This window comes from Massilia sp., from assembly GCF_032106685.1.
Classification (GTDB): Bacteria; Pseudomonadota; Gammaproteobacteria; order Burkholderiales; family Burkholderiaceae_D; genus Telluria.
In genome coordinates, this window is record NZ_DAMCPG010000055.1 from 1 (window position 1) to 20,667 (window position 20,667).

Genomic DNA, 20,667 nt, shown 5'->3' on the forward strand with positions numbered 1-20,667 from the left:
CGATGCAGGAGCAGGCCGGCAAGCTGGCCGAGGCGGTGAGCGTGTTCCGCATCGACGCGCACGCCGTGGCGCAGCCGGCCACCGCGCTCGTGCACGCCGCGCCGGCCCGTCCGGCACTGGCCACGCCCGCCGCCCGTCCCGCGCCGGCCCGCAAGCCAGTGTCGAAGCCGGCATCGAAGCCGGCCGCCAAGGCCAGCGCCGAGGCCGAGTGGGAAGAGTTCTGATCTCGCCTCGCTACTTGATCGAGTGAAGGGAAGGGCCTGCACCGCGCAGGCCCTTTTTTCATTGCCGGTCTTGAAAGAGGCGTAGGGTGGGTTCTCGAACCCACGCCGTACGCGCCAGCGCGCCCGCAGCCCGCTCCATTCCCACAGGCAAAGCTGCGCAAACCCCAGCCGTCTCCGTGCTAGCATCGGACCACCTTGACCAGGAGGACCGACACCCGTGCAAGCCCCCATCCAGCAAGCCCCCTTCGGCACACTTCCCAACGGCGAGCAGGTCACCGTCTTCACGCTCGCCAACGCCAGCGGCATGATCGTCAGGATCCTGGACTTCGGCGGCATCATCACCGAGATCCACGTTCCCGACCGCGCCGGCGCGCTGCAGGACGTGGCGCTCGGCTTCGACACGCTGGCTCCCTACCTTGGCGACAGCCCCTATTTCGGCGCCCTGATCGGCCGCTACGGCAACCGCATCGCGGGCGGGCGCTTCACGCTCGACGGCCAGGACTACCGGCTGCCGGTCAACAACGGCAAGAACCACCTGCATGGCGGCGCCCCGGGCTTCGACCGCGTGCCGTGGCGGGCGCGCATCGAGGGCGAGGAGCTGGTGCTGGCCTACCGCAGCGTCGACGGCGAGCAGGGCTATCCCGGCACGCTCGACGCCACGGTGCGCTACCGGCTGACCGACGACAACGAGATCGCCGTGCGCTTCCACGCCGTGACCGACCGCGCCACGCCGGTCAACCTGACCCAGCACAGCTACTTCAACCTGGCCGGCGGCGGTGCCATCCTCGATCACCAATTGACGATCGACGCCGACGCCTTCGTCGCGATCGACGCCGACCTGATCCCCTACGGACGGCTGGCGCCGGTGGCCGGCACGCCCTTCGATTTCCGCCGTCCGCGCGCGATCGGCGAGCGCATCGGGGACGACGACGAACAGCTGCGCCACGGCGGCGGCTATGATCACTGCTACGCCCTGAACAAGCCGGCCGCGAAGTTGCTCACGCGCGCCGCCCGCGTGGTCGAGCCGGTGTCGGGCCGCGTGCTGGAACTGTTCACCCAAGAGCCCGGCGTGCAGTTCTATAGCGGGAACTTCCTCGACGGCTCCCTCCACGGCAAGGGGCAGGTCTACGGCTACCGCGGCGGCTTCTGCCTGGAGCCCCAGCACTTCCCGGATTCGCCGAACCAGCCGGCCTTCCCGAACACCATCCTGCGCCCGGGCGAGGTCTACGAGACCGAGTCGCGCTTCCGGTTCTCGGTGGAGAGGTAACCGCCCATGGAGGCGGCGCCGCCCGCCGTGCGCGAGCAGGCCGGCTACGCCCTCTGGTGCGAGCGCACCCGGCGCCTGCTGTGGAGCGATGGCGCGGCGGCGCAGTTGCGGGCCTGGAGCCCGGCCACGGGGCAAACGCGGGCCTGGCGCCTGCCCGAACCCCTGGGCTGCTTCGCGCTTACGGCCAGCGTCGACCGGCTCCTGCTCGGCTTCGCCACGAGGCTGGCCGTCCTCGACCTGGCGAGCGGCGCGCTGGTGTATGTCGGCGAGGTCGACGCTGGTCAGCGGACACGCGTCGCCGACGGCCGCTGCGACCGCCAGGGCCGCTTCGTGTTCGGCACCGGCGCGGACGACGCGCCGGCGCCGCGCGGCGGCTTCCACCGCTTGAACCACGACCTGTCGATCGAGCGCCTGCCGCTGGGCGAGGCTGGGCTGGCCGCGGGCATCTGCTTCAGTCCCGACGGACGTACGATGTATTACGCCGATGCGCAGGCCGGGGCGATCCAACGCTGCGCCTACCACCCGTGCTCGGGCGAGATCGCGCAGCCGCGCCTGTTCGTGGACGCCGGCGCGGCGCCCGGCGCGCCGGGCGGGGCGGCGGTCGATGCCGGCGGCCATGTCTGGAGTGCCCGCCGCGGCGCCGCGCAACTGGTGCGCTTTGCGCCGGACGGCAGCATCGAGCGCGTGCTGGCGCTGGCGGCGCCGCAGCCGGCCTGGCCGGTGTTCGGCGGTCCGCGATGCGCAACGCTGTTCGTGACGGCGACCTTCGAGGGCCTGTCCGGAAGGCGCCTGGCCGCGGCGCGCGATGCGGGCGGCGTCCTGGCGCTGGCGCCCGCAATGTCCGGGCTGGCCGAGCAGCGCTTTCTCGGGCGCCTGCCGTCGCGCCTCTGAGCCTGCCGTTTCCTGTTCCTTCTACCCGCGCCGCATGCGGCCATCACGGCTGAGCGCCAAATGTTAAAAGTTCGCTGTGGCGGATATAATCATTTGACTAGAAGATAAGCCGCGCGCCGGCGCGCGGTGACGACAGGGACCTGAATGAATTCTGCGATCGATTCCGCATTTGCCGGTGCCGCCGGTGCCGAGCCAGGCGGCGTTCTTCCGCCTGCGCGCCCCGAGGCGCCCCTCGGCCCGCGCGAGACCTGGCCGGCGCCGCTGCGCGCGATCATGGACCTGATGCTGGGGTCGCGCTTCCCGATGTTCGTGGCCTGGGGGCCGGAGCTGCGCGTCGTGTACAACGACGCCTGCGCCGCGCTGCTCGGCGAGCGCCATCCGCAGGCCTATGGCCGGCCGCTGGCCGAGGTCTGCACCGACGACTGGGCCGCCGTCATGCCGGTGGTGGCCGGCGCGCTGGCCGGCAAGAGCTTCCTGCTCGAGAACGTGCAGTTCAGCGACGGGAGCAAACAAGGGAAGGGCGGGCGGCGCCTGTACGTGACGCTGTCGTTCTCGCCGGTGCACGACGGCGAGCGCAGCGCCGGCGTGTATTGCGTGCTGACCGATACCACCGCCAGCGTGCTGGCGGCGCAGCAGCACGGCTTCCAGCTCAAATTGAGCGCCGCACTGCGCGCGCTGACCGACCCGGTCGCGATCATGGAAGCCGCGAGCAGCCTGATGGGCAGGCACTTCGCGGTGGGCCGGGTCGGCTACGGCGAGATCGACGCCGCCGGCGAGGTCGTCAGCGTCGAGCGCGACTGGACCGACGGCAGCATCGCCAGCCTGGCCGGCGAGACGCGCCCGCTCGACAGCTTCGGCCCGGCGATCATCGAACAGCTGCGCGAGGGGAAGGTGCTGCGCCTAGACGACATCGCGGCCGACGCGCGCGCGGCGCCCTACGCCGCCGGCTATGCGAGCATCGGCGCGCGCGCGATGATCATCGTGCCGATCGTCGAGGGCGGCCGGCTGGCGGCGATCTTCTACCTGCACGAGCCGCAGCCGCGCGACTGGAGCGAGCGCGAAGTGATGCTGGCCGAGCACGTGGCGCGCCACACGCGCGAGGCGCTGCGCCGCGCGCGCGTGGAAGAGACGCTGCGCGACGAGACGCGCATCCTCGAGGTGCTGAACCGCACCGGCCAGGCGCTGGCCTCGACGCTCGACCTGAACACCCTGCTGCAGGCGATCACCGACGCCGGCACCCAGCTGAGCGGCGCGCGCTTCGGCGCCTTCTTCTACAACGGCGTCGGCGAGCACGGCGAGGTCATGCAGCTCTACACGCTCTCGGGCGCCGCGCGCGAGGACTTCGCGCAGCTGGGCGAGCCGCGTCCGACCGGGCTGTTCAATCCGACCTTCCACGGCCAGGCGGCGCTGCGCAGCGCCGACATCACCCGCGACCCGCGCTATGGCCAGGCCGGTCCGCACCACGGCATGCCGGCCGGGCACCTGGCGGTGCGCAGCTACCTGGCGGTGCCGGTGGTCTCGCGTTCCGGCTCGGTGCTCGGCGGCCTGATCTTCGGCCATCCGGAGCCGGACGTGTTCACCGAGCGCACCGAGCGCATCGTCGCCGGCGTCGCCGCCCAGGCCGCGGTGGCGATGGACAACGCGCGCCTGTACGAGGTGGCGCAGAAGTCGGCGCTCGAACGCGACGCCCTGCTGCAGAGCGAGCGCACGGCGCGCGTCGAGGCCGAGCGCATGAGCCGCATGAAGGACGAGTTCCTGGCCATGCTGGCGCACGAGCTGCGCAACCCGCTGGCGCCGATCAGCAGCTCGGCCAGCCTGCTGAACATCCAGTTCGCCGAAGAGCCGCGCATCCGCCAGACCAGCGCCATCATCTCGCGCCAGGTGCGCCACATGAGCCGCCTGATCGACGACCTGCTGGACGTATCGCGGGTGACGCGCGGGCTGGTCACGCTGCAGCTGGGCGAGGTCGACTTCCGCGACGTCGTGCGCAGCGCGCTCGACCAGACCCGGCCGCTGATCGAGGAAAAGCACCACCGCATCGAGGTCGCGCTGCCGCCTGTCCCGGTGCGCGTGCGCGGCGACCAGACGCGCCTGATCCAGTCGGTCGCCAACATCCTGAACAACGCGGCCAAGTACACGCCGCAAGGCGGGGCGATTGGCGCCGAGCTGGAATGCGACGGCCAGCGCCTGCGCCTGCGCGTGCGCGACAACGGTTCGGGCATGCCGCTGGAGCTGCTGCCGAGCGTGTTCGAACTGTTCACCCAGGGCGCGCGCACCCTGGCGCGCTCGCAGGGCGGCCTCGGGCTCGGCCTGGCGCTGGTGAAGAAGCTGATCGAGCTGCACGGCGGCAGCGTGGCCGCCCACAGCCCCGGCGTGGGCAAGGGCAGCGTGTTCACGATCGAGCTGCCCTGCCTGGCGGCGGGGGAGGCTTCGGCGCCGGCCGGGGTGGGCGCCGCCGGCGTGCATGCGCCGGGCGTGGAGGCGCCCGAGCGCAAGCGCCGGCTGCGCCTGATCGTGGTCGACGACAACGAGGACGCGGCCGACAGCCTGGCGACCCTGCTCAAGGCCCAGGGCCATGCCGTGATGGTGGAATACACCGCGATGGCGGCGCTGCGCCGCGCGACGAGCGAGCGGCCGGACGCAATGCTGGTCGATATCGGCCTGCCGGACATGGACGGCTACCAGCTCGCCGGCCTGCTGCGCGGGCAGCGCGAGACGCGCCACACGGTGCTGGTCGCCGCCACCGGCTATGGGCAGGCGCGCGACCGCGCACGGGCGCTCGAAGCCGGTTTCGCCCACCACCTGGTCAAGCCGATCGACATGGCGGCGCTGCTGAAGATCCTGCAGACGGTGGCGCCGGCGCCGGAACACTAGGTTCCCAGCACGCGTAAAGCGAGGCGCGCGGCGATGGTCCAGCACACGCCGAGGCCGGCCAGGTAGAGCAGGGCGCGCCAGGGCTGCAGGCCGGCGAGATACGCGCCGGTGTGCAGGTAGCGCAAGGCGACATATGCGCCGAACAGCAGCCAGGCCTCGACGGCCTGCGCGCCCGACAGCGTCCAGGCCAGGGCCAGCGCCAGGAACAGCGGCAGGTTCTCGACGTCGTTGCGCCAGACCGCGGCGCAACGCCGCACGATCGCCGCTTCCTCGGGAACGGGCCGCAGGCGCAGCATCGCGGCGTCTTCCGGCAGCACGAAGGCGCGCGTGCGCACCCGGGTGGCGACCTGCAGCAGGCTGGTGGCGGTGGTCTTGGCGAACAGGGCGATCAGGGCGCAGACGAAAGCCTGCCAGGCGGGATGGGTGGTCATCGGTTCTCCGTGGTGTGTTGTGGCGACCGGGACGATTATCGAAGGCGCCGGCCTGCCCGGCCATTGGCGGAAACGACAATGTTATGGTGTAATTCGCCAAATGAAGAACCCGCCCCGCACCATCCGCATCGGTGTGCTGGCCTTTCCCGGCTGCCTGCGCAGCAGCGCCGTGCTGCCGCTCGACGTGCTGCGCATCGCGAATACCCTGTCCGGTTATCGCCCGGCGGCCGAGCGCGTGCGCTTCGAGGGCCTGTGGCTGGGCGCGCGCGGCGAGCCATCGCTCGCGGTCGACGGCCTGTCGTTCGCGCTGGCGCCGCTCGACGGCGCGCGCATCGATGCGCTGGTCGTGCCCGGCATCGCGCACGAATCCTCCCACGACCTGGCGCGCACCCTCGACGCGCTGGCGCCGGAACAGGCGGCGCTGAAAGCATACGCGGCCGGCGGCGGCTTGCTGGTGTCGAGCTGTTCCAGCACCAGCCTGGTGGCGCGCACCGGCCTGCTCGACGGCCGCCGCGCGACCACGAGCTGGTGGCTGGCGGCCTGGTTCCGCCAGCAGTTCCCGCGCGTCGCGCTCGACGCCGAGGCGCTGGTGGTGGAGGACGGCGCCTGTGTCTCCTCGGGCGGCGTCGGCTCGACCCTGGACCTGGCCTTGTGGCTGGTCGGCCGCTTCGGCGGCGACGAGCTGCGCCAGCTGACCGCCAAGATCATGGTGATGGACGCCAATCGCGCCAGCCAGGCGCCTTACGTGGCCGACGCCATCGTGGCCCAGGCCGGCCACCCGACGATCGAACGCGCGCGCCGCTGGCTCAATGCCCGGCTCGACCGATCGTGGACGATGGCGGAGCTGGCCGAGCACTGCGCGACCAGCCAGCGCACGCTGCTGCGCCGCTTCCAGCAGGCGCTGGACGTCAGCCCGGTGCAATATGCGCAGCAGTTGCGCGTGGAGCGGGCCAAGGCGCTGCTCGAGACGACAAGCCTGCCGCTGGAGGAGATCACCGCCCGCTGCGGCTACGGGGACGCGGCGACCTTCAGCAAGGTGTTCAAGCGCTGGGCTGCGCTGACGCCGCGGGAGTATCGGCAGCGGTTTGCGTTGGTGCGGTAGGGCGTGGGCGGCGCGCGGGCCGCGCGTAGGCATGTCGTTGCGGTATAGAGACCCGTAGGGTGGGCGGCTACACTACGGTCACATGCGTCCTCGCACCGTCCACGCCGCCCACGCGTTCAAACCACGATCGACACCACGCGCCTCAGGTTTTCAGAAGCCCCGCCATTTGCCCCAGCAGCCTGTCGCGCGCCGCGTCGAGCTGCCCGGCATTGGTCTTGGCCGACAGCGTCTCGCGCGCCTTCCGCCCGAGGAAATAGGCCACCCGTTCGGCGTTGGCGCCGGACGGATGGGGCAGGCCGTGCAGGATGCGTTCGCGCCGGATGACGCCTTCATCGGCCAGCCAGTCCAGCCCCTCGGCCACGCTGGCGCCCATCGGAATGTAGAGCGCATCCGGCAACTGCGCCGCTTCCTGCGCAAAATAACGCAGCACCTGTTCGCGCAGGAAGGGCACCTTCGCCATGCCGGGCGAGCCGCTGTAGTTCCTGTCGTCGACGAAGACCGGATGGCGCAGGATGGCGCCGATGTGGACCAGGTCGGCATCCGGGCCGAACAGGCTGGCGCAGCTGGCGATGCCGAGCCAGCGCTGCATGCCGATTGCGTCCAGCAGGGCCACGAAGTTGGGCCGGATCGCGCCGCTGAAGGCGCCGGCCAGGCGCGCGGCGCGCAGCAGCGCCTCCGTCGACGCGCCGGCCGCCAGCTGGTGCTGGGCTTCCGCCATCGCGTTCTTCCACTGCGCGAAGCCGGGCGCGATGCCGACCACGACCAGCCGCGCGCGCGGATTCACGTGTTCGAAGGGGATGTAGTGCACGCTGTAGCGGCCTTCGCGCGCCAGCAGGAATTCGGCGGGAATCTGTGCGGGCGTGGCGATACGGGCGAGAGCGAGTGCGCGGATGGCGTCGGCGTGGCGCGGGAACAGTAGGTCGGTCATGGTGGTCCTGGACGGCAGGCGATGGTTGCCGATTGTACTGTCCGGCGTTCGCCTCGGTGCATCGCGTGCGTGCGGTCCCGTTGCCTTCCGTGGTGGTAAGCTGGCATCAGGAATTTACCTCAAAGGTGCGGGAAATTCCGACATCTCTCCCGGGGAGGCCGCCATGCCCACTGTTGCACTCGTCACCGTCCACGGAATGGGCGAAACGCCCCGCGACTACGCGGCGAGCGTGTTCGGGCAGATGCGCGCGCGGCTCGGGCCGGCATTGCGCGAGCGGCTGGCCTGCTATTCGGTCTACTACCAGGCCATCCTGCAGAAGAACGAGCAGACCATCTGGGGCCGCGTCGACCGCCAGAGCAAGGTCCATTACGACGACCTGCGCAAGTTCATGCTGTTCGGCTTCGCCGACGCCGCCGGGCTGGAAAACCGCAAGGAGATCCCGGGCTCGGTCTACGAGCTGGCCCAGGGCGAAATCGCGCGCAACCTGCTCGGCGCCTTTACCGCCAACCCGGCCATGCCGGTGGTCTTCCTGGCGCATTCGCTGGGCTGCCAGGTCTTGTCGAGCTACCTGTACGACGCCCAGAAGGCGCTGGCCGGCGGCCTGGTCCAGGCCGGCGTCTGGCGCGACATCGACGGCTGGGCGCGCGCGGCCGTCGGGCGCGTGCTGAGCGAGCGCGAAAAACACTACCTGGCCGGCGGCATCTGCACCGGCCTGCTCACCACCGGCTGCAACATCCCGATCTTCGTCGCCGCGCACAAGGAAATGCACATCAAGCCCATCGCACCGCCGACGCCGATGTTCCAGTGGCTGAACCTGTACGACCCGGATGACGTGCTCGGCTGGCCGCTGCAGCCGCTGTCCGAAGACTACCGCCTGCTGGTGCAGGACCGCGCGATCAATGCCGGCCAGGGTGCGGTGGCCTGGGTGCTGAAGAGCTGGAACCCGCTGTCGCACAGCGCCTACTGGCAGGACGAGGCGGTGCTGGCGCCGCTGGCGGGGATGATCAGAAGGATGATCGAGTGAACCGTAGCGTGTCCCGTAGGGCGGGCACTCCGTGCCCACGCGGAACGGTGCGTACCGATAGCCAGTTCCGTAGGGTGGGCACCCCGTGCCCACGCGAAAGCATGATTTGTGCTGACAATGTGCTGTGCCGCGCTGGATGAGGATTGGTAGCGCTACCGAATGATCATTGATAACGCTGACGATGACACGGCGGTTTCGTCCGTAACAAAGCCAACATTGCGGCGCGTGTCGCGTGGGCACGGCGTGCCCACCCTACGGCGCATTTGCGGAGCGCTCAGGCCCGCTGCAGCGTAAACAGCGGCCGCATGTCGCCCGCCGGCGTGCCGCGCGCGTTGCGGATTTCCGGCCGGCGGAAGCGCTCCAGCACGGTGCGCTTGGCGTCGTCGAGCAGGCCGAGCTGGTCGAGCACGTTGTAGGTGACGGTGTGCATGCCGCGGCTGTTGCCGTCGGCGATCTTGATGGCGATGCCGATCCCGGCCGAGCGGATGCCGAAGGCCTGCACCGCGTCGGCCCCCACCTTGGCCACCCAGTCGCCGCCGCCGGCGGTCATCCAGACCAGGTCGGTGCGCTCGGTGCCGGACACCATGTCGGGGCGGTGGGTCATGGCGTCGAACAGCGGGCCGAGGGCCTGGCCGAGGCGCGCGTCGCCCGGCCCCTGCGCCAGGCGGGCATACAGATGCGCCAGTTTCGCCAGCGGCAGCGCGTAGTTCGGCGCCGAGCAGCCGTCGATACCCATCGGCATGCTCGACTCCGGCAGGTCGACGGTGTCGGCCAGGGCGGCGCGGATCGCCCGCTGCAGCGGGTGGTCGGGGGCGACGTAGTTGGCGGTCGGGGCGCCGTGCAGGCGGCACCAGCCGAGAAAGCCGCTGTGCTTGCCCGAACAGTTGTGATGGGCGGCGGTCCACTGGCGGTCGATCGGCGCCGGCAGGTTCACGAAATCGTAGTACAGCGGCACGGCGCAGCCGCATTCGAGGTGTTCCACCTTCATGCCGATCTTGTCGAGGATGGCATGGACGCCGGCCAGGTGCTTTTCCTCGCCCGAGTGGCTGGCGCACAGCAGCGCCAGCTCTTCCTCGGCCAGGCCGAACTTCGCCGGACCATCGGAGAGCAGGAAGGGCAGGGCCTGGAAGGGCTTCAGGGCCGAGCGGGTGAAGGCCTGGTACTGCGGGTCGCCGGCCCAGGCCAGCAGGCGGCCGTCCTTGTCGACGACGGCGACCGAGCCGGCGTGCACGTTTTCGACCGTGTAGCCGGTGGAGGGATAGCCACGCGTGGTGGCGACGAGTGGTACGACGGAGGCAACAGCTTGCATGCTCGGGTCTCGCGGAAGTGGTTGACCCGTCTACTCTAATCCAGCCCGCGCCGACGCAGCGCCACGGCCGCGCCGGCGTTCCTTGCGCTTACATCGGTGCGCCGAAGCGGCCCGCCTGGTAGTCGCGGATCGCCTGTTCGATCTCGGCGCGCGTGTTCATCACGAAGGGGCCGTGCGACACCACCGGCGCGCCGATCGGCTCGGCATGGCCGAACAGCACGAAGGCGTCTTCCGGCGCGAACAATTCGACCTCGTCTCCTTCGTCGCTCAGCTCGACCAGGTGGCAGGCGCCGACGCGGTCCGCGGCGATGCCGACCTGCAGGGCGCCGCGCACGATGTAGAGGAAGACGTTGCGGTTCGCCAGGTTGCGCACCCGCAGGCGCCCGCCGGCCTGGAAGGCGATGGTGCTCATGAAGACGCCGGTCAGGGATTTCACCGGGCCGGCCTGGCCTTCCCATTCGCCCGCGACCAGGTGCATGCTCACCTTGCCGCCATCGAGCGCCAGGGCGGGAATGTCGTCCCTCTGCAGGCCGGTATAGGCCGGCTGGGTCATCTTCAGGTGCGGCGGCAGGTTGACCCACAACTGCAGGATTTCCAGCGGGCCGCCGTGTTCCAGGAATTCGCGCGGCGAGATTTCCGCGTGGACCAGGCCGCTGCCGGCCGTCATCCATTGCACGCCGCCGGCATGGATCACGCTCTTGTAGCCGGCGCTGTCCTTGTGCATCAGCATGCCCTCGAGGATGAAGGTGACGGTCTCGAAGCCGCGGTGCGGGTGCGGCCCGAAGGGCAGTCCGCGGTTGTGCGGCGGATAGGTCTGGGGGCCGTGGTGGTTCAGGAACAGGAAGGGATCGACCTGGTCGAGATGGGGGCTGGGTACCGGACGCTGGGTGACCAGGTCGCCGATATCGTCGCGCAGGGCCGGGTGGACCCGGCGTACGTTCTTGTCGCTCATGGCTGCTCTCGGGTTGTTCTTCGATGCCTGTCACGATACCGTATTGGCGGCCGGCCTGCCGCAAGGTGCTGTGCTAGACTCGTTGCGCCTTTGCAATGGAGACACGGCAGAATATGAAAAGAACCCTACTCGCCAGCCTGCTGCTGGCCTGCACGGCGCACGCCTTCGCCGACGCCCCGGACAATGTCCAAGCCGCCCATCCCGTCCCGGGCGAGGCCGCCGTCAAGGCCGCCAAGTACGCCGTCACGACCTACCGCACGGCGGTGGTCGACACCCTCGCCAAGCTGGTCAGCTACAACACGGTGGCCGACCCGAACCTTCCCTCGGACCGCGATCCCCAGCACATCGCCTTCAAGGGCGCCCTGAAGACCGAGGCGGAGCGTCTCGGTTTCGATGTCGCCGACCATGGCTGGGTGGTGGTGATCGGCATGGGTCAGGGAGAGGAGCGCGTCGGCATCGTGACCCATGGCGACGTGCAGCCGGTCGACCCGTCGAAATGGAAGAAGTCGCCCTTCGAGCTGGACCAGACCAGCGAGCCCGGTAAACTGCTGGCGCGCGGCGCCGAGGACGACAAGGGCCCGATCGCGACGGCGCTGTACGCGATGAAATCGCTGAAGGACCAGCAGCTGCCGCTGTCCAAGCGCATCGAGCTCTACGTGTACATGGGCGAGGAGTCGAACTGGGAGCCGCTGGTCGAGTTCCTGAAGACCCACGAGCCGCCGCAGATGAACATCACCCTCGACGCCGAGTATCCGGCGGTGGTGGCCGAGAAGGCTTCCGGCACGATCGCGGTGACCCTGCCGAAGGCCGGCGCGGCCGTGCCAGGCGCGGGCGAGCCGCACATTGCCGCCTTTGCCGGCGGCTTCTTCAACAGCCAGATTCCCGAGGACGCCAGCGCCGTCGTCGCCAACGCCACGCCCGCGCTCGAAGCCCAGGTCAAGGCGCGCGGCGCGAAGCAGGACGGGATGCGCTACGAATTCGAATGGAAGGGCAGCGACCTGCACGTGCGCGCGCATGGCCTGTCGGCGCACTCGTCGAAGCCGGAAGACGGCGTCAACGCGGTCGCGATGCTGGCCGACGCGCTGGCGGTGCGGCCCTGGCCGAACACGACGGCGGGCGCCGTGGTCAACTACCTGAACGAGTTGGTGGGGACCGGCCTGTACGGCGAGAAGTTCGGCGCGATCGCCTACCGCGACAGCTTCATGGGCCCGATGACGGTGGCCCCGACCGTGATCCGCCAGCGCGCGGACGGCATCGAGGTTTCGCTCAACCTGCGCCGCCCGCAGGGCAAGAGCATCGAGCAGCTGACCAACGAGGTGAACGCCGCGCTGGCCCAGTGGCAGGGCCGCAACCTGCCGTTGTCGAACATCGTCGTGCGCACCGGCGAGCCCTGGGTGCGCAAGGATGCGCCCCAGCTGCCGGTCCTGATGAACGTGTTTTCCTATTTCACCGGCATCAAGGACCCGAAGCCGATCGCCATCGGCGGCGGCACCAACTCGCGCCTGTTCCCGAACGCGGTCAGCTTCGGGCCGGCGATGCCGAGCAAGGTGCACACGGGCCATTCGGAGCATGAGTTCATCACGCTCAAGCAGCTGCATCTGAATTTGCAGATGTACACGGCAGTGCTGGCGGAGCTGGCGAAGTAGACGGGGGGCTTGTTGGGTGGACACCTGTGTCCACGCGGTATCACGATGTGAATTGACCCGGCATCGGCCGGAGGACCCTGCTCGCGGCGTTGTCCCTGAGACGACACACCGCGTGCTCTCCGTCGATGACCCGCGTGGACACAGGTGTCCACCCTACGAAGCTGATCGCACCGTGACCCCGCGTGGGTACCAGTACCCACCCTACGAAACACCGGTGTTCATTCTGCTGGACCACTGCTGAGCTTGTAAGAGTTCGTCTTATCGAACACCGTCAATACGTCTATTCATTCTGTAGGTTTATGCCTACATCCTCTCGGTAACTTTGTCTCCAGCCCATCGGTTTGTCCTGCTCTCCATAGGAGACGCCGCCACATGGGGCTTGTTGCCTGTACGCCGCTTCCGATGAGTCATTAACTATCGGAAAATGGCTCTGTTCTTCGCGGAAAATGTGGCGAAAACGCCATGTTAGGATCCTCTCCTAGCCGCGTTCGCGAAGCGTGTTTTGCCCGCGATCGTTTGTGTACTGCCCGACATTCAACGATGCCATGCATAGCAAAGAACTGATCAAGCCGGACGGACGACATCTCACCCTCTACAGCAACCAGCCGATACCGGACGGGCTCATCGCGCCCAGTCCCTTCCCCGACCCGATGAACGCGAACCCGCACCTGCGCTGGCATCCGCTGCGCGGCGAGTGGGTCACCTATGCCGGGTTCAGACAGAACCGCACCTTCCAGCCGCCGCCGCAGTACAACCCGCTGGCGGTGACCACCGACCCGGCGAATCCGACCGAACTGCCGCAGGGCGACTACGAGGTCGCGGTGTTCGACAACCGCTTCCCTTCGCTGGCGCTGGAGTCGCACGACCCGCCGGCCCTGAGCACGGTGCCGACCGCGCCGGCCAACGGCCACTGCGAGGTGGTGGTGTTCACCCAGGATCCGAACGCGGCCCTGGTGCACCTGCCGCTGTCGCGCATCGAGCTGCTGTTCAAGGTCTGGGCCGACCGCACCACGCGCATCGGCAGCAATCACCACATCCAGTACGTACTGCCTTTCGAGAACCGCGGCAGCGAGGTCGGCGTGACGCTGCACCATCCGCACGGCCAGATCTACGCCTATCCCTTCGTGCCCCAGGTGCCCGAGCGCATGCTGGCCCAGGAGCGCGAGTATTACCTGCAGCACGGCACCAGCCTGCTGTGCGACATGGCGCGCGGCGAGGCCGAGGACGGCCGCCGCGTGCTCTACCAGGACGAGCACGCGATCGCCTTCGTGCCGGCCTGCGCCCGCTATCCCTACGAGGTGTGGGTGATGCCGACCGCGCCGTGCAAGGACTTCGCCTCGCTCAGCGACGAGCAGCGCCCGGCGCTGGCGCGCGCGCTCAAGACCGTGCTGCTCAAGTACGAGAAGATGTGGGACCGGCCTTTCCCCTACCTGATGGCCTGGTACCAGGCGCCCACCGACGGCGCCGGGCATCCCGAGACCCAGCTGCACGCCCAGTTCTATCCGCCTTACCGTTCGCGCGAACGCCTGAAGTACCTGGCCGGCACCGAGCTGGGCGCGGGCATGTTCGCGATGGACGTGCTGCCCGAGAACACGGCGGCCGAGCTGCAGGCGGTGCAGGTGTCGCTGGAGGAGGACGCATGAGCGCACCGGAACTGCGCGCCGTCGAAGTGAAGGCCAAGCTGGCGCTGCTGCGCGACTGCCTGGCCAGGTCCGGCGCGGCCGCGATCCGGCTGCGCGGGATCGACTGGTTCGCCTGGGTCACCGGCGGCGGTTCGAGCGCCGTGCTGCAGGCGGCCGAGGTCGGTGTCGCCGAGGTGCTGGTGACGCAGGAGGAAGCCTGCATCCTGACCGACGAGATCGAGGCCGAGCGCCTGCGCGAGGAAGAGGTGCCGGCCGGGTTCAGCTTCCACGTCTCGCCCTGGGCTCAGGTCGAGCTGCGCGAGCGCTACGTGCTCGGGCTGGCCGGCGAGCGGGGCGTGCTGTCGGACCGCCCGCACAACGGCGAGCAGCCGCTGCCGAACGCGCTGCGCCTGCGCCGCCTGGTGCTGGGCGACGCCGAACAGGCGCGCTACCGCGAACTGGGGCGCGAGGCGGCCGAGGCGATGAGCGAGGTGCTGCGCGCGGCGCGGCCCGAGTGGACCGAATACCAGCTGGCCGGCGCCGGCGCCCAGGCCCTGTGGCGGCGCGGCATCCAGCCGGCCCTGGTGCTGGCCGCCGGCGAGCGCCGCCTGCCCCTGTACCGCCATCCGACGCCTTCGTTCGATCCGCTCGGTTCGCGCGCGATGCTGGTGTTCTGCGCGCGCCGCCACGGCCTGTATGCGAATCTCACCCGCTTCGTCAGCTTCGGCCCGGCGCCGCAGGAGCAAGCCGCGCTGATGGAAGTCGAGGCGACCGGCCTGGCCGCCGTCGCGCCCGGCAAATCGCTGTCGGCCGTGTACCACGCCTTCGACGCCGCCTACAAGCACGCCGACCGCGCCGAGGCCCTGAACCAGCACCACCAGGGCGGCATCACCGGCTACCTGGCGCGCGAACTGGTGGCCACGGCCAGCACGGCGACCGGGCTGGAGCCCGGCATGGCCTTCGCATTCAACCCCAATTTCGCCGGTCTGAAGATCGAGGATACGTTTCTCCTCGGCCCGCAGGGACTGGAGAACCTGACGTACGACCCGCAATGGCCTGCCGTGAACGTGCATGGCCGCCAGCGGCCACTCTGGCTGGAGATGACCTGATGCTGACGACCGATTCCTTCTTCGGCGGCGCGCCCGAGGCGAACGCCTCCGCACCCGGACGCGTGAACCTGCTGGGCGAGCACACCGACTACAACGACGGCTTCATGCTGCCGGTAGCGACGCCGCAGCGCACCACGGTGGCGCTGGCGCGCAGCGGCGACGGCCATTTCCATTTTTACTCTAGCACCCTCGACGCCCACGTCACCTTTGCGCCCGACAGCAGCGCGCCGCAGGGCTTCGGCAGCTACATTGAAGGCTGCATCCGCCTGGTCGAGGCCGAGGGCGTGCAGGTGCCGCCGCTGCGCGTCTGGGTGTCGACCGACGTGCCGGTCGGCTCCGGCCTGTCCTCGAGCGCGGCGCTGGAGGTGGCGACGCTGCGCGCGCTGCGCCAGCTGCTGTCCTTCGAGCTCGACGACGTCAAGCTGGCGCGCATCGCCCAGCGCGCCGAGATCGAATACGCGCGCGTCAACTGCGGCATCATGGACCAGATGGCCTCCAGCCTGGCCGACGAGGGCCACATGCTGTTCATCGACGCGCGCTCGCTCGAACACCGGCTGGCGCCGCTGCCTGCGGATGCCGAGATCATCGTGGTCGACTCGGGCATTGCGCGCAAGCTCGCCGGCAGCAAGTACAACGAGCGCCGCGCCGAATGCGAGGAAGCCTCGCGCAAGCTCGGCGTGCGGGCGCTGCGCGACGTCACCGACCCCCGGCTGGTCGAGGACCTGCCCGAACCGCTGCGCCGGCGCGCGCGCCACGTGGTGACCGAAGACCTGCGCGTGCTCGAGGCGCTGGAGGGCGTGTCGGCCGAGCGCTTCGGCCAGCTGATGAACGCTTCCCACACCAGCCTGCGCGACGACTATGAAGTCTCGATTCCGGAACTCGACGAACTGTGCGAACTGCTGCGCGCCCAGGACGGCGTGTACGGCGCGCGGCTGACCGGCGCGGGCTTCGGCGGCGCCTGCGTGGCGCTGTGCCGCGCCGGCTGCGCCGCACGGGCGGCCGAGGCCGCGCTGGCGCAATACAACGACAAGGACGGCCGCCAGGGCCGCGTCCTGATCCCGGTTCCGCCTGAAAGAAAGGAAAACAATGAGTCAGTTTGAATATCCACGTCCCCAACTGGTGCGCGACAACTGGATGAGCCTGAACGGCAAGTGGCGCTTCTGTTTCGACGACGAGATGCGTTTCAAGCTGCCGGGCGACATCACCGCGTGGACCCACGAGATCGAGGTGCCGTTCGCACCCGAGACCGGGATGTCCGGCATCAAGGACACGGGCTTTCACCGCGTCTGCTGGTACGAGCGCGAATTCACCGTGACCCCGACCGAGGGCCGCACCATCCTGCACTTCGGCGCGGTCGACTATAGCGCGCGCGTCTGGGTCAACGGCCAGCGCGTGGCCGAGCACGAGGGCGGGCACACGCCGTTTTCCTGCGACATCACCGCGGCGCTCAATGCCGACGGCAAGCAGGTGGTCACGGTCTACGTCGAGGACGACCCGGCCGACCTGGCCAAGCCGCGCGGCAAGCAGGACTGGCTGCTCGAGCCGCACTCGATCTGGTATCCGCGCACCACCGGCATCTGGCAGACGGTCTGGGTCGAGCAGGTCGACAAGACCTTCATCAGCAAGCTGAAATGGACGCCGATCTTCGAGACCTTCGAGATCGGCTGCGAGGTCTTCGCCGGCGGCGAAATCCGCGACGACATGTTCGTCGAGGTCAAGATCTGGCACGGCGAGCACCTGCTGGCCGACGACCACTACAAGCTGCTGGCGGGCGAAGCGAACCGCAAGATCGCGCTGTCCGACCCCGGTATCGACGACTCGCGCAACGAACTGCTGTGGAGCCCCGAGCGCCCGACGCTGCTCGACGCCGAGGTGACCCTGCGCTGCGGCAACCGCGTGGTCGACCGCATCCGCTCCTACACGGCGCTGCGCGCGTTCGCGATCAACCGCGACCGCCTGATGCTCAATGGAAGGCCCTACCAGCTGCGCCTGGTGCTCGACCAGGGCTACTGGCCCGAGTCCTTCCTGACCGCGCCGTCCGACGAGCACCTCAAGCGCGACGTCGAGCTGGCCAAGCTGATGGGCTTCAACGGCGTGCGCAAGCACCAGAAGATCGAGGACCCGCGCTACCTGTACTGGGCCGACAAGCTGGGCCTGCTGGTATGGGAAGAGATGCCGTCGGCCTACCGCTTCAGCCCGCGCGCGATCACGCGCATGGTGCGCGAGTGGACCGAGGCCATCGAGCGCGACTACAGCCACCCCTGCATCATCGTCTGGGTCGCCTTCAACGAGTCCTGGGGCGTGCCGAACCTGACCCTGACGCAGGCGCATCGCAACGCGGTCGAGGCGCTCTACCACCTGACGCGCACGCTGGACGCGACGCGGCCGGTGATCGGCAACGACGGCTGGGAGGCCTCGGCCACTGACATCCTCGGCATCCACGACTACGACTGCGACCCGGAAAAGGTGAGGGCGCGCTACGAAGTCACGGACCCGGTACGCACCCTGTTCGACCAGCGCCGTCCGGGCGGGCGCATCCTGACCCTCGACGGCTTCCCGCACCGCGGCCAGCCGATCGTGCTGACCGAATTCGGCGGCATCGCCTTCGACACCAAGGGCGAGCCGGAAGAGGGCACCTGGGGCTATTCGCGCTCGACCACGGCCGAGGGCTTCCACAACCTGTATCGCTCGCTGCTGAAGGTGGTTAACGAGACCTTCATGTTCGCCGGCTTCTGCTACACCCAGTTCGCCGACACCTTCCAGGAAGCGAACGGCCTGCTCAACGCCGACCGCACGCCGAAACTGCCGTTCGAGGTGATCTCGGCGGCCACGCGCAACGTCGCGCTGCAGATGAGCAATGACGAGGAGGACAAGGGACCCGATCCAGCCTGAGGCGCGCCTTCGTGCGCGCGGGCGGTCGGGCGCAATACAGGAGGATTCATTCAACCGACCGCCCGCCCGACAGGGCGAAAGGAGAGATCATGCATACGATCGTCGTCTTCAGCCACTTGCGCTGGGATTTCGTGTTCCAGCGTCCGCAGCACCTGCTCACCCGGCTCGCGCGCCATTACCGCATCGTGATCGTCGAGGAACCGATGCACGACCCGCAAGGGCCGGCCAGGCTCGAACGCGGCAGTCCGCTGCCGAACATCACCGTGTGCCGCCCGCGCACCCCGATCGACGTGCCTGGTTTCCACGACGACCAGATCGCCCTGGTCGCGCCGCTGCTGGCGGACCTGCTGCCGGCTTCCGTGCGCCCGATCGTCTGGTTCTATACGCCGATGGCGCTGCCGCTGCTCAAGGAGCTCGATCCGCGCCTGGTGGTCTACGATTGCATGGACGAGCTGGCCTCGTTCAAGAAGGCGCCGCGCCAGCTGCTGCAACGCGAGTCGGCGCTGCTCAACCTGGCCGACCTGGTGTTCGCCGGCGGCCCCAGCCTGTACGAGGCCAAGCGCCACCGCCATCCGAGCGTGCACTGCTTCCCGAGCAGCGTCGACGTCGAGCACTTCCGCCAGGCGCAAGGCGCGGTGGCCAGCCATCCGGCGCAGGAAGCCATTCCCCATCCGCGGCTCGGCTTCTACGGCGTCATCGACGAGCGCGTCGACCTCGACCTGGTGGGCGCGCTGGCCGACGCCCATCCCGACTGGCAACTGGTGCTGGTCGGCCCGGTGGTGAAGATCACCGAGGACGAACTGCCGCGCCGGCCGAACATCCATTACCTCGGCCAGCGCGACTACGCCGAGCTGCCGGCCTTCCTCGCCGGCTGGGACGTGTGCCTGATGCCGTTCGCGATCAACGAGGCGACCCGCTTCATCAGCCCGACCAAGGTGCTCGAGTACATGGCGGCCGAGCTGCCCATTGTCAGCACCCCGATCGCGGACGTGGTGGGACCCTACGGCGCCGTGGTGGCGATCGCCGACGGCGTCGAGGAATTCGGCGCGGCCTGCGCCGCCGCGCTCGCGCGCGAACCGTCCGTCCGCGAAGCGAAGGCGGCGGCGATGCGCGAGCAGGTGGCGCGCACCTCGTGGGAACGCACGGCCCAGGCGATGGCGGCCCTGCTCGACGCCGCCTATGCCCAGGCAGCCCAGGCCGACGAGGAAGCCGCCGGCGCGCTGGTGCGCCAGGCCGGGGCCGCCTGAGGATATTGCAGGCAGGCTTGCCGGGAGGGAAGCATCATGAAGGCGTGGCGAGCATGGTTGCGGCGCCCGGCGGCCCTGCCGGCGCGCCTGTTCGCCGCGCTGCTGGCCATGGCGCCGCTCCAGGCGCCGCAGGCGGGCACGCTCGCCGCGATGCTGGAAGCGCCGCTGGAATCGAGCGAACACGCCGCCGCGCATGCCGCAACCGCGCAGCACGCCGAGGGACCGGCGCCGGTGCGGGCCCGCCACCAGGGCGGCTTCTACCGCATCAGCGGCCATGGCCGGGTGGCCTATCTCCTCGGCACCGTCCATGTCGGGCAAGCCTCGTTCTATCCGCTGGCGCCGGAAGCGCAGCGCGTGCTGGCCGGCGCCGACAATTTGGTGGTCGAGCTCGATACGGGTGCGAACGAGGCTTTCACGCAGGCCGTCGCCAGGCATGGGCGCTATCCCGACGGCGGCGACATCCGCAAGCGCCTGGCGCCGGAGACCCTGGCGCGCTTGAGCGACGCCCTGCACGCGGAGGGCGTCAGCGTGGCCAGCATGGCCCACCTGAAACCCTGGCTGATCGCCAACCTGCTGCTGAGCATGCGCCTCGAGCGCGAGGGTTTTCGCCGCAGCGAAGGCGTCGAGGAACAACTCCTGACGCAGGCACGCCGGCGCGGCATCAAGGTGGTCCAGCTCGAGAGCGCGGACGCCCAGCTGGCGCTGTTCGACAGCATGAACGACATCGAATCCGAACGCTACCTGCGCGAGACGCTCGACGGCCTGGCCGACGGCAGCGTGCTGCGCAAGGCGGGGCGGATCATCGAGGCCTGGCGCACGGGCGAGCCGGCCGCGCTCGATGCGCTGCTTCCGGAAGCAACGGCAGGCGGCACGACGATTGCCGACTTCACACGGCGCAAGCTCCTGGGCCGGCGTAACGCGGACATGGCGGCCCACATCGATACCTTGATGACCCACGGCGGTGGCGTGATCTTCGTGGGTGTCGGCTTGCTGCACCTGCTCGGCGACAACGGATTGCCGGCCTTGCTCGCGCAACGCGGTTACCTGGTCGAAAGGGTGTATTGAGCGGACAGTGGAACACGCGTGTCGCCGGACTGCGCGTGCGCACCCCTGCCGACGCCTGCGATTGGGCTTCCGCATTGCCTTCGG

Annotated in this window: 16 protein-coding genes and 1 pseudogene; 13 read left to right on the forward strand and 4 right to left on the reverse strand. The window is 69.4% G+C overall.

Features of this window, described 5'->3' with window-relative positions; translation table 11 throughout:
• The 4 genes and pseudogenes from RT688_RS21415 to RT688_RS21430 all read left to right on the forward strand — a co-directional run.
• Window positions 1-224 (forward strand): annotated as a pseudogene (locus tag RT688_RS21415) (hypothetical protein); the annotation flags it as partial.
• A 217-nt stretch (window positions 225-441) separates the two neighbouring features.
• Window positions 442-1,491 (forward strand): aldose epimerase family protein, encoded by a 1,050-nt coding sequence (locus RT688_RS21420; protein ID WP_313706861.1) that lies wholly within the window; start codon window positions 442-444, stop codon window positions 1,489-1,491.
• A 6-nt stretch (window positions 1,492-1,497) separates the two neighbouring features.
• On the forward strand, window positions 1,498-2,382 hold the full coding sequence (locus RT688_RS21425) for an SMP-30/gluconolactonase/LRE family protein (RefSeq protein WP_313706862.1): 885 nt from the start codon (window positions 1,498-1,500) through the stop codon (window positions 2,380-2,382).
• Window positions 2,383-2,526: 144 nt separating this feature from the next.
• Window positions 2,527-5,256: a GAF domain-containing protein gene (locus RT688_RS21430; RefSeq protein ID WP_313706863.1), complete on the forward strand. Its 2,730-nt coding sequence runs from the start codon at window positions 2,527-2,529 to the stop codon at window positions 5,254-5,256.
• On the opposite strand, the gene RT688_RS21435 is transcribed toward RT688_RS21430, so the two are convergent.
• A complete protein-coding gene (locus tag RT688_RS21435; protein WP_313706864.1) occupies window positions 5,253-5,687 on the reverse strand; it encodes an MAPEG family protein in 435 nt (144 codons plus the stop codon). The genes RT688_RS21430 and RT688_RS21435 overlap by 4 nt on opposite strands.
• 100 nt (window positions 5,688-5,787) lie before the next feature.
• On the opposite strand from RT688_RS21435, the gene RT688_RS21440 reads away from it, so the two are divergent.
• Entirely contained in the window at window positions 5,788-6,789 is a 1,002-nt protein-coding gene (locus RT688_RS21440) for a helix-turn-helix domain-containing protein (protein ID WP_313706865.1), read from the forward strand.
• Between the two features lie 142 nt (window positions 6,790-6,931).
• Here the strand turns inward: RT688_RS21440 and RT688_RS21445 are convergent, their stop codons facing one another.
• Window positions 6,932-7,717: a hypothetical protein gene (locus RT688_RS21445; RefSeq protein ID WP_313706866.1), complete on the reverse strand. Its 786-nt coding sequence runs from the start codon at window positions 7,715-7,717 to the stop codon at window positions 6,932-6,934.
• Window positions 7,718-7,880: 163 nt separating this feature from the next.
• Here RT688_RS21445 and RT688_RS21450 point away from each other — a divergent pair, with 163 nt between their 5' ends.
• Window positions 7,881-8,741: a hypothetical protein gene (locus tag RT688_RS21450; RefSeq protein WP_313706867.1), complete on the forward strand. Its 861-nt coding sequence runs from the start codon at window positions 7,881-7,883 to the stop codon at window positions 8,739-8,741.
• A gap of 274 nt (window positions 8,742-9,015) precedes the next feature.
• On the opposite strand, the gene RT688_RS21455 is transcribed toward RT688_RS21450, so the two are convergent.
• Window positions 9,016-10,050, reverse strand: coding sequence for an asparaginase (locus RT688_RS21455; RefSeq protein ID WP_313706868.1), 1,035 nt, complete (start codon window positions 10,048-10,050; stop codon window positions 9,016-9,018).
• A gap of 88 nt (window positions 10,051-10,138) precedes the next feature.
• Window positions 10,139-11,002 (reverse strand): pirin family protein, encoded by an 864-nt coding sequence (locus RT688_RS21460; RefSeq protein WP_313706869.1) that lies wholly within the window; start codon window positions 11,000-11,002, stop codon window positions 10,139-10,141.
• A gap of 113 nt (window positions 11,003-11,115) precedes the next feature.
• Here RT688_RS21460 and RT688_RS21465 point away from each other — a divergent pair, with 113 nt between their 5' ends.
• From RT688_RS21465 to RT688_RS21495, 7 genes are all read left to right on the forward strand, one after another.
• Window positions 11,116-12,648 carry a dipeptidase gene (locus RT688_RS21465; RefSeq protein ID WP_313706870.1) on the forward strand — a complete coding sequence of 511 codons (1,533 nt, stop codon included), beginning with the start codon at window positions 11,116-11,118 and terminating at the stop codon, window positions 12,646-12,648.
• Window positions 12,649-13,193: 545 nt separating this feature from the next.
• Window positions 13,194-14,291, forward strand: coding sequence for a galactose-1-phosphate uridylyltransferase (gene galT, locus RT688_RS21470; protein ID WP_313706871.1), 1,098 nt, complete (start codon window positions 13,194-13,196; stop codon window positions 14,289-14,291).
• Window positions 14,288-15,379, forward strand: a complete 1,092-nt coding sequence (locus tag RT688_RS21475) for a M24 family metallopeptidase (protein ID WP_313706872.1) — start codon at window positions 14,288-14,290, stop codon at window positions 15,377-15,379. Before galT ends, RT688_RS21475 begins: the two co-directional genes overlap by 4 nt.
• Window positions 15,379-16,479, forward strand: coding sequence for a galactokinase (gene galK / locus RT688_RS21480; RefSeq protein WP_313706873.1), 1,101 nt, complete (start codon window positions 15,379-15,381; stop codon window positions 16,477-16,479). Before RT688_RS21475 ends, galK begins: the two co-directional genes overlap by 1 nt.
• Window positions 16,466-18,271 (forward strand): glycoside hydrolase family 2 protein, encoded by a 1,806-nt coding sequence (locus RT688_RS21485; RefSeq protein ID WP_313706874.1) that lies wholly within the window; start codon window positions 16,466-16,468, stop codon window positions 18,269-18,271. The genes galK and RT688_RS21485 overlap by 14 nt, the downstream gene beginning before the upstream one ends.
• 89 nt (window positions 18,272-18,360) lie before the next feature.
• Window positions 18,361-19,518, forward strand: coding sequence for a glycosyltransferase (locus RT688_RS21490; protein WP_313706875.1), 1,158 nt, complete (start codon window positions 18,361-18,363; stop codon window positions 19,516-19,518).
• Window positions 19,519-19,554: 36 nt separating this feature from the next.
• A complete protein-coding gene (locus tag RT688_RS21495; RefSeq protein ID WP_313706876.1) occupies window positions 19,555-20,583 on the forward strand; it encodes a TraB/GumN family protein in 1,029 nt (342 codons plus the stop codon).
• Window positions 20,584-20,667 lie beyond the last annotated feature (84 nt).